Source organism: Arthrobacter sp. UYEF21, from assembly GCF_040546085.1.
GTDB lineage: Bacteria > Actinomycetota > Actinomycetes > Actinomycetales > Micrococcaceae > Arthrobacter.
The window spans coordinates 98,047-112,157 of the sequence record NZ_JBEPNF010000005.1; the positions used below are offsets into that span (position 1 = coordinate 98,047).

Annotated in this window: 10 protein-coding genes; 5 read left to right on the plus strand and 5 right to left on the minus strand. The window is 66.5% G+C overall.

Annotated elements, in window-relative coordinates; translation table 11 throughout:
* Positions 1-46: 46 nt before the first annotated feature.
* Positions 47-2,557: a DNA gyrase/topoisomerase IV subunit A gene (locus ABIB27_RS07790; protein ID WP_354253759.1), complete on the plus strand. Its 2,511-nt coding sequence runs from the start codon at positions 47-49 to the stop codon at positions 2,555-2,557.
* A gap of 9 nt (positions 2,558-2,566) precedes the next feature.
* Positions 2,567-3,085 carry a DinB family protein gene (locus tag ABIB27_RS07795; RefSeq protein ID WP_354216638.1) on the plus strand — a complete coding sequence of 173 codons (519 nt, stop codon included), beginning with the start codon at positions 2,567-2,569 and terminating at the stop codon, positions 3,083-3,085.
* Here ABIB27_RS07795 and ABIB27_RS07800 read toward each other — a convergent pair whose 3' ends face one another.
* The 4 genes from ABIB27_RS07800 to ABIB27_RS07815 all read right to left on the minus strand — a co-directional run bounded on the left by ABIB27_RS07800 (position 3,086) and on the right by ABIB27_RS07815 (position 9,795).
* The gene (locus tag ABIB27_RS07800) at positions 3,086-3,277 is read right to left on the minus strand and encodes a hypothetical protein (RefSeq protein ID WP_354216637.1); all 192 of its coding nucleotides are present in this window, start codon (positions 3,275-3,277) and stop codon (positions 3,086-3,088) included.
* Between the two features lie 305 nt (positions 3,278-3,582).
* On the minus strand, positions 3,583-7,116 hold the full coding sequence (cydD, locus tag ABIB27_RS07805; protein WP_354253760.1) for a thiol reductant ABC exporter subunit CydD: 3,534 nt from the start codon (positions 7,114-7,116) through the stop codon (positions 3,583-3,585).
* A 6-nt stretch (positions 7,117-7,122) separates the two neighbouring features.
* Positions 7,123-8,172 carry a cytochrome d ubiquinol oxidase subunit II gene (gene cydB, locus ABIB27_RS07810; protein ID WP_354216635.1) on the minus strand — a complete coding sequence of 350 codons (1,050 nt, stop codon included), beginning with the start codon at positions 8,170-8,172 and terminating at the stop codon, positions 7,123-7,125.
* Between the two features lie 21 nt (positions 8,173-8,193).
* Complete coding sequence (locus ABIB27_RS07815) at positions 8,194-9,795, minus strand: cytochrome ubiquinol oxidase subunit I (protein ID WP_354216634.1); 1,602 nt, start codon at positions 9,793-9,795, stop codon at positions 8,194-8,196.
* A gap of 264 nt (positions 9,796-10,059) precedes the next feature.
* On the opposite strand from ABIB27_RS07815, the gene ABIB27_RS07820 reads away from it, so the two are divergent.
* Both ABIB27_RS07820 and ABIB27_RS07825 read left to right on the plus strand, forming a co-directional pair.
* Positions 10,060-10,446 carry a BlaI/MecI/CopY family transcriptional regulator gene (locus ABIB27_RS07820; RefSeq protein ID WP_354216633.1) on the plus strand — a complete coding sequence of 129 codons (387 nt, stop codon included), beginning with the start codon at positions 10,060-10,062 and terminating at the stop codon, positions 10,444-10,446.
* 6 nt (positions 10,447-10,452) lie between these two features.
* Entirely contained in the window at positions 10,453-11,442 is a 990-nt protein-coding gene (locus tag ABIB27_RS07825; RefSeq protein WP_354216632.1) for a M56 family metallopeptidase, read from the plus strand.
* 27 nt (positions 11,443-11,469) lie between these two features.
* Here ABIB27_RS07825 and ABIB27_RS07830 read toward each other — a convergent pair whose 3' ends face one another.
* Positions 11,470-13,578: a DNA gyrase/topoisomerase IV subunit B gene (locus ABIB27_RS07830; RefSeq protein ID WP_354216631.1), complete on the minus strand. Its 2,109-nt coding sequence runs from the start codon at positions 13,576-13,578 to the stop codon at positions 11,470-11,472.
* 256 nt (positions 13,579-13,834) lie between these two features.
* Between ABIB27_RS07830 and ABIB27_RS07835 the strand changes: the two genes are divergently transcribed.
* Positions 13,835-14,056 carry a DUF7455 domain-containing protein gene (locus ABIB27_RS07835; RefSeq protein ID WP_354216630.1) on the plus strand — a complete coding sequence of 74 codons (222 nt, stop codon included), beginning with the start codon at positions 13,835-13,837 and terminating at the stop codon, positions 14,054-14,056.
* Positions 14,057-14,111 lie beyond the last annotated feature (55 nt).

The window sequence follows — 14,111 nt, forward strand, 5'->3', positions numbered from 1 at the left end:
GCCAAACCAGAGCACCGCCAGTTACCCAGAAGGATCCACCAGCCCCATGGCCCGCCGCCAAAGCCCAGCCCCTGCAGGGGAAGCCACCCAGGATTTCGTCGATAATATCGTGGACATCGATGTCACGTCCGAAATGGAAGGTTCGTTCCTGGAGTACGCCTATTCGGTGATCTACTCCCGGGCACTGCCGGACGCGAGGGACGGACTCAAGCCGGTGCAGCGCCGGATCCTGTACATGATGAGCGAGATGGGCCTCCGGCCGGACCGTGGCCACGTTAAGAGCGCCCGGGTGGTGGGCGAAGTCATGGGTAAGCTCCATCCCCACGGCGACACGGCGATTTATGACGCCATGGTGCGCATGGCCCAGGACTTCTCGCTGCGCCTGCCGCTGATTGACGGCCACGGCAACTTCGGCTCGCTCGACGACGGACCGGCGGCTCCCCGGTACACCGAAGCCCGCCTCGCGGCGGCAGCCCTGACGCTGACGGACCACCTCGACGAAGACGTAGTGGACTTCGTCCCCAACTACGACAACCAGCTGACCCAGCCGGACGTGCTTCCTGCCGCATTTCCCAACCTGCTGGTCAACGGTGCCACGGGCATCGCCGTTGGCATGGCCACCAACATGGCCCCGCACAACCTGGTGGAGGTCATCTCCGCGGCACGGCACCTGATCGCGCATCCGGACGCCACCCTCGATGACCTCATGCGGTTCGTCCCCGGGCCGGACCTTCCCACGGGCGGCCGGATTGTGGGCCTGGACGGCATCCGCGACGCCTACGCCACCGGCCGCGGTTCGTTCAAAACGCGCGCCAAAGTGGAGATCGAGCAGCTCTCGGCCCGGCGCACCGGCCTGGTGGTCACCGAATTGCCGTACATGGTGGGTCCGGAAAAGGTGATCGAGAAGATCAAGGATGCCGTCAACGGCAAGAAACTGACCGGCATCAGCGACATCGTGGACCTCACGGACCGCAAGCATGGCCTTCGCCTGGTCATCGAGTTGAAGAACGGGTTCAACCCGAACGCCGTACTGCAGCAGCTGTACCGCTACTCCCCCATGGAAGACTCGTTCGGCATCAACAACGTGACGCTGGTGGACGGCCAGCCCCAGACCCTCGGGCTCGTGGATCTGCTGTCCGTCTACGTCGGCCACCGCATCGACGTGGTCCGCCGGCGGACGGCGTTCCGGCTAGGCAAGAAGAAGGACCGGCTGCACCTGGTGGAGGGTCTGCTGATCGCCATCGTGGACATTGACGAGGTCATCCAGATCATCAGGTCCTCTGACGAGGTCTCCGCCGCCCGCGAACGGCTCATGTCCATCTACGACCTCTCGGAAATCCAGGCCAACTACATCCTGGAGCTGCGGCTGCGCCAGCTGACCAAATACTCGCTGATCGAGCTCGAGAAGGAACAGGACGAGCTGCGCCGCGAAATTGCCGAGCTCGAAGCCATCCTCGGCTCCGAGCAGCGGCTGCGTGAACTCGTGTCTACGGAACTCGGCGAGATCGCCGAGAAATACGGTACGCCGCGCCGGACCGTCCTGCTCGAATCGGAGGCTGTCTCCCCGACGGTGGCCGCTGCCCTGGCCGCGGCTCCCGGCAATAAGGGCAAAGCTGCGCCGCTGGCCCTGGAGATCGCCGACGATCCCTGCTGGGCGATCCTCACGGCGTCGGGCCAAATCGCGCGCACGTCCAACCAGGAACCGCTCGCCGAGTCAGGCCCCCGCGTCAGGCACGATGTGTTCCGGTCGGTGGTCAAGACCTCCGCCCGCGGTGAAATCGCCGCTGTCACCTCGCAGGGGCGGATGCTGCGGCTCCAGGTCATGGACATGCCGGTGCTGCCGCCGATGTCCGGCCTGCCCAACCTTGCCGGGGGTGTCCCGGCGAAGGACTTCATCACCTTGCTGAAGGGTGAATCACTGGTGGCCTTTGCACCGCTGGATGGGATCCTGGCCATCGGTACGGCCCAGGGTGTGGTCAAGCGGGTCCAGCCGGACTACCCCCTGAACCGCGAGGACTGGGAAGTGATTGCGCTGAAGGACAAGGACGTGGTGGTGGGCGTGGCCCCGGCCGGGTCCGAGGACACGGACCTGGTGTTTTTGACCCGTGAAGCGCAACTGCTCCGGTTCGGCGCCGCCAACGTCCGCGCGCAGGGCAGAACGGCCGGCGGCATGGCCGGCATCAAGCTCGGTGCCGGCGACCAGGTCGTGTTCTTCGGTGCTGTGGCGCCGGACGATGACGCCGCCGTCGTGGTGACCATCGCAGGTACCGACGGCGCCCTGCCGGGGACCGCACCCGGCGCCGCCAAGGTGACGGCCTTCGCTGAGTACCCTGCCAAGGGCCGCGCCACCGCCGGTGTCCGCGCCCACCGCTTCCTTAAGGGTGAAGACACGCTGCTGCTTGGCTGGGCAGGGCATGGGCCGGCGAAAGCCTCCTCACTGGCCGGTGTTGCGAGGTCGTTGCCGCAGGAACACGGGAGGAGGGACGGTTCGGGCATTCCGCTGTCCCAGGCCGTGGACGCAGTGGGCCCGGGCATGGCATGGGCGGATCCGTCCTAGACTGCTGCCATGCCTATCATTCCTGATCAGAAGGACTGGACCTGGGTGCTCTCCCGGCCGTGCCCGGAGTGCTCCTTCGACGCTTCCACCGTCACCCCGGCTACCGTGCCGGGCAGCGTGGCCAGCATGCTGCCGCGCTGGCGGGCGGTCCTTCGCCGGCCCGAGGTTGCAGAACGCCCGGATGCGGGCACCTGGTCAGCCCTGGAGTACGCCTGCCATGTCCGCGACGTGTTTTCCCTTTTCGACCAGCGGCTGAACCTGATGCTCGCTTCCGACGACGCACGGTTCGAGAACTGGGACCAGGACCGCACCGCCGTGGAACAGGACTACGCCAACGCCGACCCTGCCGTGGTCAGTGCGGCACTGGCGGCAGAGGGCGAGCAGATCGCGGCGTCTTTCGCGGGCGTCCGCGAGGAGGAGTGGGGCAGAAAGGGACTCCGCAGCAACGGCTCGGAGTTCACGGTCCTGACGCTGGCGCAGTACTTCCTGCACGACGTCGTCCATCACCTCCATGACGTGGACGGCTGACTACAGCGCTTTATCCCACGCCATGCTGCGGTTCACCGCGTGGCTGGCCAGCTGATACGCCGCCACTTCACCGGCAGCACTGTCCAGGACCACGGCGCTGAGGTCCTGACGGGCCTGCGGGTGGCTGACAGTGAAGGACCAGGATTCCTCATCCCGGGGGTTCGCTGCCCCAGTGGTCCCGGAAGGCCGCATTCTGCGCCAGACGAACGAGTTCGTGCGGCGGCCTCCAGGAGCGTGGCCTAAAGCCGTGTGCCTTGTCTGAGTCCCGGTTCTTCGAGATCCCGGCGTACACCCGGAGGATTCCCGCACCGTCCAGGCCCGGCACCGTGTGGCTGGCCGCCGGATTCTTCCGCGACTGCACCTGTTGCTGCAGATCGGCCTCGCGTTCGTACCAGACGGGTTCTCGGTGGTCCGGGCAATCAGCGCCGCCCCAGGCCGGCACGTCAAAGTCTGCGGCCAGCAGCCAGTGCAGCGTGGAAAGTCCACCCAGGGCTCCCTCATGGCATCAGGCATGACATCAGGTTAGCGAAGGCTCCCCTCCGGTTGCGGAAGCCGGCGCCGCCCGCGGCGCCGGCCAGTGACGCGGCGGACAAGTCCAGGAGCGTGTCAGCGGGATCGATGTCAGCGGGGTTGTGGGTGACCATCACCACCGTGCGGCCCTTGAGGCCCGCGCGCAGGTCGGCCAGCATTTCCCGTCCAGCCTCCGCGTCCAGGTGGGCAGTGGGCTCATCCAGCAGGATCACCTCGGCGCCCGTCAGGATGGTCCGGGCCACGGCAAGCCGCTGCCGTTCGCCGCCGCTGAGGAACGAACCGCCGGGGCCGATCCGGGTATCCACCCCGTCCGGCAGCCGCGACACCAGGGCATTGAGTCCGACGGCGGTTAACGCCGCCGCCAGCTCCGCGTCACTGGAGGCGGAGGTGCCGTTCCCGCGGGCAGGCAGGCCCAGCAGCAGGTTGCCGCGAAGCGTCGAATCGAACAGGTGCGCCTCCTGCGGGCACCAGGCTGCCGTCCCAGTCACGGCGGCCCGGCCGGCGGCGGCCGGGAGGAATCCCAGCAGGACCGCGAGCAGGGTGGACTTACCCGCACCGGAAGGGCCGGTAACGGCCAGCCACGAACCGGGCCCGGCAACGGCCGACACTCCGGCGAAGACTGTTCCCCCTCCGGGCCACGAAGCCGCTAGGTTGTCCAGCTCCACGCCGGCAGCAGCACCGCGGCGGGGCGGGAGCTGGTGGACTCCGTCGCCTTCCGGAGCCTCCGCGTTAGTGGCGTCCAGCACACCTGACTCCGCGACCCGTTGCATGACTGCACGCAGCGCAGGATACTGGCGGACCGCCGTCGCCATGGCTGCGTAGGGTTCCACGAGGGCCAGCTGCAGGAGCACCATGACCGCAGCCGTGGCCGGTTCCATGGCACCGGCAATGACCTGGGGTGCGGTCAGCACGGCATCGGCCAGGGCCGCCGTTCCGCAGGCAGCCACCGTGATGGCCTGGCCAAGGCCTTCCGCCCAGGCTGAGCGCTGTGATGCCCTGGTTGCCCTGCGGTCCTCGGCGCGGAGCGCGTCAAGAACTGTTGCGGCGATGCCGTTCGCGTGGAGTTCCGCCCTGGCGTCCAGGGCTGCGGAGGTGCGCCGCAGTACTCCCGCCCGCAGGCGCTGTTCCGCTGTGGCCGACCGGCGGTCGCCCCAGAGTGCGGCCAGCGGTGCCACAACCAGGCTCAGTACTGCTGCCGTGGCAACGGCCGGCAGAGCGGCCGGCGCCACCAGCGTTGTGGCCAGCAGGGCAGACCCGGCCACGGCGAGCGCCGTGACGGGTGGCAGCACAACGCGCGGCAGCAGGTCCCGGACGGTGTCGACGTCGTCAATCACCGTGCCGAGGACATTGCCGCCCTGCAGGAGCCGCCGCAGGGACAAGGCCTTGCGGCTCAGCGATTCCCAGAGCCGGCCACGGAGCCTGGTCAGGGCGCCAAAGACGGCGTCGTGCAGCAGGAGCCGTTCCCAGAAACGAAGGACGGCGCGTCCGATCCCGAAGAACCGCACCCCCACGATCGCGGTGAGCAGGTACAGGATGGGCGGCTGCTCGCTTGCCCCGATGATGAGCCAGCCGGAGAGCCCGGACAGGGCCACGGCAAAGAGGGCTGCGAAGGTCCCCGCCACGGCGGCACCGGTGAACCGGCCCGCAACCGGCGCCAGCAGGCCGGCGAGGAGCCGGTTTGTGGGCGTGGGCCGTCCATCCCCTGCGACGGGCATGGCAGCAGGCAGGGCCGCAGTCCCGGGACTGTGCTGATCCTCGCGGACCCCGTCTGCGGGACTGCTGTGTTCGGTGGTGTGCCCAGCAGCGTGCGGCATGCCGGTGATCCCGGACGGTGCCGTGATGCCGCGCGCCGAGACGGGAACCAGATGGTCCGCCAGTTCGCGGGTCTGCTCGTCGTGGGCCACCAGGATGACCGTCACCTGTCCCCGGAGCTCCCGGATTGACTCCTGCACCAGCGCCGCCGAGACAGCGTCCAAGTGGGCGGTCGGCTCGTCAAGCAGCAGGACATTGGCGCCGGCACGCAGCCGCGCCAGGCCGCGGGCCAACGCCACGCGACGCAACTCCCCCGGGCTCAGCTCGGCCGGATGATGGCCGGCGAGGTGGCCCGCGGCAGCAGCGGCCAGGCACTCCAAGGCGACGTCCTGCACGCCCTGCAGGTGCTGGACTGGTCCGGCACTGTCGGAGGACCTGGCACTGCCGGAAAGCGAACTGACTGTTCCGCCATTGACGTAAAGCATGACCTCGTCGAGCACGGAGTCCGCCACCATGACCGGGTGTTGCGGAACCCACGCGACGGCGCCACGGTCCAGGCCGGAAATATGGCCGGACACGGTGGTCCCGCCGCCGTCGCCCACGGTGCCGGCCAGCACGCCAAGGACCGTGCTTTTACCGGCGCCGCTGGGACCATCCAGCGCGGTGATCTGCCCGTGCGGGGCGGTAAAGGCCAGGGGCCCGACGGCGGCAGCGGACCTGCCAGCATGCGTGACAGTGAGGTCGGTGACCGTCACTCCCCGGGAGACGTGCGCTGCGAAGCGGCCGCCGCCGTCGTCCGCCGGCAGCGGCCGTGGCTCCGGTGCTTCGGTGACGGTCCGCGTCGCGGCGAGGGCCGCCCGGCCGTCGTCGCTGGCGTGGTGCGCGGTGCCCAGCTCGCGGAGGGGCAGGTAGCAGTCCGGCGCGAGGATGAGGGCCAGCAGGCCAGCTTCGAGGACCATGTCGCCGTGCACCAGCCGGACGCCGATGAAGACGGCCACCACGGCCACCGAAATCGTGGCGATGAGCTCCAGGGCCAAAGCAGAGAGGAACGCCGTCCGCAGCGTGCCCATGGTCCGTGAACGGTATTCCTCCGAGATCTCCTCGAGCGCTTTGCGCTGCGCGGTGGCACGGCCCAGGCCCACCAGGACCGGCAGGCCTTTGGCAAGTTCCAGTATGTGCGCGGACAGCCGGGTGAGGGTTTGCTGCGCCTCGCGGACATGGTCCTCGGTGTACCGGCCGATCAGCACCATAAACAGCGGCACGAGCGGAACCGTCAGAACCACCACCACTGCGCTGACCCAGTCCGCGAAGAGGATGCGCGCGCCGAGCAGCAGCGGGATCGTGGCGCAGTTCACGAGGGCCGGCAGGAACTGCGTGTAATAGTTGTCCAGCGCGTCCAGGCCCCGCGTCGCCAGGACTGCCAGGCCGCCGTCGGCCGGCCCGGTGCTGCGTGCACCATTACGCAGGGCGCGCGCCAGGAGCCCGGACCTGAGCTCCTCCTTGATGCCCAATGCGGCGCGGCGCGCGGCAATACCTTGCGCCCACACCGCGGCGGACCGCAGGACGACGCCGGCCAGGCCCCAGGGCAACTGGTCCTGCCAGGATTCATTCCCGGTGGCCAGTCCGGCGAGCATGGCTGCCACCGCTTGCCCCGTCAGGACCAGGGAGAGCGCCTTCAGCGCAGCAAGCAGGCCAAGCCAGTAGATGGCGGAACGGGTGGCCGGTCCGGCCGGAATATCGGGGCGCACGCCGGGTCAGCCCTTCGTGGTGAAGGCCCTGACGGCAATGGCCGGCAGGAAACTGTGGGCCGGCGGGATGTGTGCGGCGCTCACGCGGCGGCGGAAAACCCAGTAGGTCCACGCCTGGTAGACGATCACCAGGGGCAGGCCCACCGCCGCCGCCACGCTCATGAGCCCCAGCGTGTAGTCGGAGGAAGACGCATTGGCGATCGTCAGGTCAAACGCCGGGTCCAGCGTGGAGGGCAGCACCACCGGGAACACGGCGCCAAAGATCGACGCGCTGCCCAGGAGCAGGAAGGCCCCCATCGCCATGAACGCCCTGCCCTCGGCTCCGCGCCGTGCCAGGAACCACGCGGCCACGGCCGCCACAACGGCCAGGATCACCACCGCCCAGGTCCACGGCTTGCCTTCCAGGAACTGGATAACAAGTGCCCAGGCCGCCAGGGGAAGCAGGAGGACCGGAAGCAGCCGGACGAACCAGGCGCGCGCCCGGTGCCGCACGTCGCCGTCGGTCTTCAGTGCCAGGAACGCCAGGGCGTGCAGCAGGGAGAACCCAACCACGGCCAGCCCGCCGAGCACGGCGTATCCGCTGAACCAGGCCATGGCACCGCCTTCCCTGTCACCGTTCGCGTTCAGCGGCAGGCCGGTGGTGGTCAGGGCCAGGGCGGCGCCAACGCCGAACGCGGCGAAGAAGGAGCCCAGGGCAATGGCCCAGTCCCAGCGCGTCCGCCAGCTGTCGCTGTCCATTTTCCCGCGGTATTCGAAGGCGACCGCACGGAAAATGAGGGCCACCAGCACCACCAGGAGCGGGAGGTAGAGGGCGGAAAACAGCGAGGCGTACCAGTGCGGGAACGCCGCGAACGTGGCGGCGCCGGCCGTGATCAGCCAGACCTCGTTGCCGTCCCAGACCGGGCCCACGGTGTTCAGCAGCACCCTTCGGTCGGTGTTGTTCCGTGCGAAGAGCTTCATCAGCATTCCCACGCCGAGGTCAAAGCCTTCCAGGAAGAGGTACCCGGTCCACAGCACCGAGATGACAATGAACCAAATGGTGGGCAGGAGCTCCATGTTGAATATCCTCTGCTCTTCTTAGTAGGCGAATGCCAGGACGTCGTCGGCCGGTTTCGCCGGGCCGGTGCCGTGGGGGCCGGGGTAGCCGTCCTCGTCTTCATCGGCCGGAGCATGGGCCAGTTCCGGCATCGCGGAGACCACGCCGCCACGGATGTACGTGACCAGGAGTTTGACCTCCACCACCAGCAGGGAGGCGTAGACGGCGGTGAGGACGATCAGCGAGGTCAGCAGTTCACCGGCAGAGACCCCCGGCGACACCGCGGCCGCGGTGAACATAAACACCTGGTCGATGCCGTTCAGGTCCGGGTTGGGTGCCACCACAAACGGCTGCCGGCCCATTTCGGTGAAAATCCAGCCGGCGGCGTTGGCGCCGAACGGGGCGAGGATGCCGAATACTGCCAGGCGCATCAGCCAGGGCGCTGCGGGGACCGTACCCTTTCTGGTCAGCCACAGGGCCCCCAGGGCGGCAAGGGCAGCCAGGCCACCAAAGCCGATCATCATCCGGAAGCCCCAGTAGGTGACTTCCATGACCGGGACATACTGGATCTCCTGGCCGGCCCGCTCGCCGTAGATCGGGTTGTCCGGCAGGTGGGTTCCGTAGTCGGCCTTGTACTGGTCGAGGAGACCGTTGACCCCCCGAACCTCGGTGGTGAAGTCGCCGTTGGCGAGGAAGGACAGGATGCCAGGAATCTCGATCAGGGCCACAATGTCATCGCAGTTCTTCGAGCCAAGGTTTCCCACGCTGAGCACGGAGAACCCCGTGCCGTCGTGGCAGGCGGCTTCGGCCGCAGCCATCTTCATAGGCTGCTGCTCAAACATCAGCTTGCCCTGCAGGTCGCCGGTGAGGGCGGTACCGGCGAAGGAGAGCATGGCGACGACGGCGCCGATCCGCAGGGAGCGGATCCAGACTTTGTAGTCGGTCAGGTCGCGGCCCGGGATGGCAGCTTCGCCGGGAACCACCTTGCCGTACGGGCCGATGGTGTCGATGCCGTCCTTGCGCCTGCGCCAGAGGTGGTACCAGGCGATGCCCAGGAGGAAACCGCCGGCCACGGCCAGGGCTCCCATCAGGGTGTGCGGGAAGGCCACCAGTGCGGTGTTGTTTGTGAAGACTGCCCAGGCGTCCGTCATCACCGGCCGGCCGTCGATGATTTCCGCGCCAACAGGGTGCTGCATCCAACTGTTGGCCACGATGATGAAATAGGCCGAAAAGACCGATCCCACTACGGCAATCCAGAGGCAGGCCAGGTGGATGGCCGGCTTCAGTTGCTTCCAGCCGAAGATCCACAGCCCAAGGAACGTTGACTCCACGAAGAAGGCCAAGAGGGATTCGAGCGCGAGGGGAGCCCCGAAGACGTCCCCCACGAACCGGCTGTATTCGCTCCAGGCCATGCCGAACTGAAACTCCTGCACAATGCCGGTGGCGACGCCCATGATGAAGTTGATCAGGAAGAGCTTGCCCCAGAACTTGGTCATCCGGAGGTACTCCACCTTGCCGGTGCGGTACCAGAGGGTCTGCATCACGGCGACCACCAGGCCCAGGCCAATGGTGAGCGGCACCATCATGAAGTGGTAGACGGTGGTGATGCCGAATTGCCAGCGTGCGATTTCCAGAGCTTCCACAGCAGTCCCTCGGTTGGCGGTTACACATTTCTACGTTACGTAGAACAATGACTTCTACAGAGTGTAGAACAATGGGCCGGGCATTGATAAACCAAGAGTTCCATCTCACTCCGACCCTAACGAGGTCGCGCCACGCCGAGTGTTCTACCGTACGTAGAAACTCTGGCCAAAAACAGGTAACTTGGTACCGTATCTGAAAAGACACATTTGCAGTCACCGCGGCAATCAGCCGACCGGTGCAGGGAATCGAGAAGGATGTAGGCAATGGCAAGTCTTGGGGAACTGGAACGGGCAGTGATGGATCTGCTCTGGGCGGGCCACGATGCAGCCACCGCAAATACCCTGCGCGACAAGCTGGCAACGAGCACCGAAGCAAAAGGGGACGCTGCGGGCCATGAGGGCAAGGAACTTGCGGTCACCACTGTGCTGACTGTCCTCTCCCGGTTGGAGAAGAAAGGTCTCGTTGAGCGGGAGCGCGGCACCAGGCCGCACCGCTACCAGGCGGTTTCCAGCCGGGAAGAACACACAGCCGAACTGATGCACGAAGTGCTGGGCTCCGCCCCAGACCGTGAAGCGGTCCTGGCACAGTTCATCGGGTCCGTAACACAGAGTGAAGCCGAAACGCTGCGCAAACTGCTCGGTCATATCTAGCAGGCCATGTTCTGGACCTCATACCTGCTGGCGGTCCTTGCGATAGTCCTGGCGTGGCCGGTGCCTGTCTTTCTTTCCCGCGCCCAGTGGCCCGGCCGGGCGCCCTCCACCGCGATGCTCCTCTGGCAGGCAATCGCCCTTGCCGGCGGGCTCTCGATGATCGGCGCGATGCTGGTGTACGGGCTCGAACCGGTGGGCGACAACCTGATTGCCGGGCTGCGGGCCCTCGCAGGCATGGTGCTGTTCAATGCGGCCACCACGGCGCTCGGATTCTGGCATCTCTTTGCCCTTTCCGCCGCAGCCCTGCTGACCGCACACCTCGTCTTCACCCTCTTGCTGACGTACTACAAGATCGAGCGGCAGCGTCGGCGCCACCGTGAACTACTGGCCCTCCTGGCCTCCCCTGCCGCGGACGGGACGGGAACCGTGGTCATCAGCCACGACTCGCCGGTGGCGTACTGCCTTCCCGGCGGGGCACGCTCTGTCACTGTCCTGTCCGACGGCCTGATGGCCGCCCTTGAACCGGCCGAACTACGGGCAGTCCTGATCCACGAGACCGCCCACCTGAACCAGCGCCACCATCTGCTGCTCTGGGCCTTCGCCGCCTGGCGCCAGGCACTCCCCTGGCTTCCCACCACCAGGCTGGCCCAGGAGTCCGTGAACTCGCTCATCGAGATGCTGGCCGATGACGTGGCGCTCAAGACTGAGAGCAGGGCAACCCTCATCAAGGCGATAGCGATAGTGGCCAGCGGTTCAGCGGGGGCTGCCGGTGGTTTCCAGCCTGTGGGCCAGGCACGCCTTGCGCTTGAGGGACTGGAAGCGGCGGCCGGCGTCACCGGCTCAGACTCAGCCCGCACCACAGCCTCCCGGGTCAGCCGGCTGCTCTCACCACAGCCTCAGCTGTCCTCCACCGCCCGCGGCGCGGTGCTTGCGGGCTGCGTCCTGCTCCTTGCCCTGCCCACGGCGCTGCTGATCGTGCCGGGCCTGCTGGGCTGACCCTGGCTGCCTGACCCCGCCTGCCGGTCAGGCGTCGATCCGCTCCCGGTCCAGGCTGGAGGCACCGGCGATGATGAAGTCCTTACGCGGGGCAACGTCGGAACCCATCAGCAAATCGAAGGTGTCCTCGGCCTGCTTGGCGTTGTCGATGCCCACCTTGCGAAGGGTCCGGTGCCGGGGGTCCATGGTGGTCTCCGCCAACTGTTCCGCGTCCATTTCGCCGAGGCCCTTGTACCGCTGGATTGGCTCCTTGTAGCGTTTGCCCTCCTTTTCCAGCCGGGCCAGGAGGACATGGAGCTCCGCCTCGGAGTAGGTGTAAATCATTTCATTGGCCTTCTGGCCGGCGTTGATGACTTCCACGCGGTGCAGCGGCGGGACGGCGGCAAAAACACGGCCGTTCTCGATCATCGGCCGCATGTACCGGAAGAACAGTGTCAGCAGCAGCGTCCGGATGTGGGCGCCGTCGACGTCGGCGTCGGTCATGAGGATGACCTTGCCGTACCGGGCCGCGCTGATGTCGAAGCTGCGGCCCGAACCGGCACCCACCACCTGGATAAGTGCCGCACATTCTGCATTGGAAAGCATGTCCCCAACGGATGCCTTCTGGACGTTCAGGATCTTGCCGCGGATGGGCAGCAGGGCCTGGAAATCGGAGGACCGTGCCAGCTTGGCGGTACCCAGCGCGGAGTCACCTTCGACGATGAACAGTTCGGAACGCCCGACGTCGTCAGTCCGGCAGTCCGCAAGCTTGGTGGGCATGGAGGACGTTTCCAGGGCGTTCTTGCGCCGCTGTGTTTCCTTGTGGACCCGTGCGGAGATGCGCGACTTCATCTCGCTGACGATTTTTTCCAGCAGCAGCGCCGAGTGGGCTTTGTCGCTGCGGTTTGCGGAGTTGAGCTTCGCGGTGATCTCCTGCTCCACCACCTTCGAGACGATGGCCCGCACGGCTGAGGTGCCCAGGATCTCCTTGGTCTGGCCCTCAAACTGCGGCTCCGCCAGCCGGACCGTCAGGACAGCCGTCAGGCCGGCGAAGATGTCATCCTTCTCGATCTTGTCGGTGCCCGCCTTAAGCTTGCGGGCGTTGGCCTCCACCGCCTTCCGGAACGTCTTGACCAACGCCTGCTCGAAGCCTGACTGGTGGGTTCCGCCCTTAGGTGTGGAAATGATGTTCACAAAGGTGCGCACCGTGCTGTCATAGCCGATGCCCCACCGCAGCGCCACGTCCACTTCACAGTCACGCTCCACCTCGGCGAGCTGGCTGTGGCCACGCTCATCGATTACCGGGACTGTCTCCTTGAACTTGCCCGAGCCGTGGAGCCGCCAGATGTCGGTGACGGCGGGATCGGCGGCGAGGAAGTCGACAAACTCGGAGATGCCACCGTCGTGGTGGAAGACCTCCTCATGGGCTCCGCCCTCACCGGGAGTGCCGGCCAGCCTGCGCTCGTCGCGGACCGTGAGCTTGAGCCCCGGCACCAGGAACGATGTCTGCCGCGCCCGGGCGGCCAATTCGTCGTACGAGAACTTCGCGTCAGGTGTGAAGATCTGGCGGTCCGCCCAGTAGCGGATCCGCGTTCCCGTCACACCCCGCTTGGCCTTGCCGATGACGTCAAGCACGGAGCCATCCATAAATGGTTCGAAAGTCGACGCGGGGTCAATTTTGCTGCCCTGATCCTTGAAGCGACCGGGTTCACCGCGCCGGAACGACATTTTGTACGTTTTGCTGCCACGGTCCACCTCCACGTCCAGGCGGGCGGACAACGCGTTCACCACGGAGGCACCCACGCCGTGCAGGCCGCCGGAGGCGGTGTAGGAGCCACCGCCGAACTTGCCGCCCGCATGCAGCTTGGTGAACACCACCTCGACGCCGGTGAGTCCTGTCTTCGGCTCCACGTCCACGGGGATGCCGCGGCCGTCGTCGTGGATTTCCACCGAGTTGTCCGCGTGCAGGATGATTTTGATGTCATGCCCGAAGCCCGCCAGCGCTTCATCCACCGAGTTGTCGATGATCTCCCAGAGGCAGTGCATCAGTCCGCGGGAGTCGGTGGAACCGATGTACATGCCGGGGCGTTTGCGGACGGCTTCGAGGCCCTCCAGGACAGAAAGGTGCCGGGCGGTGTAATCAGAACTTGGTGCCACGGGTTGTGAACTCCTTCAGTGACGGAACATCTGGCGCTGGGAACGCACGTTCCAGCCTAGTCGGCGTGGCAGCGGACGGCCTGCTGCCACACCATGCCAGGGCTGTGGGCGGGGCCACTCGGCATCTTGCCGCGACGCACATTTGCGGCTTGAGCCATTCTTGCGGCTACGCGGACAGCGAACTTGACCCGTCCTTGCGATGGGATTGCTACGAATGCTGGTTATATAGACATACAGATCTACCAAGGAGGCCGACATGACAACAGCAGTGGCAGACCGCACACTCAACGCACTGGACCGGTGCGATCGTTGCGGAGCTCAGGCATACGTCCGCGTTGTACTTCAGACCTCCGGCGGTGAGCTGCTCTTCTGCGGCCACCATGCCCGTGCAATCGAGGCAACGCTCAGGCCGTTGAGCTCCGACTGGCACGATGAGACAGGCAGGCTTCACGAGAAGGCTCCCGTAGCCGTCGACTGACCTGACAAACACACCATCAGGACCTCCTCCTTTGGGAGGGGGTCCTGTTTTGTTA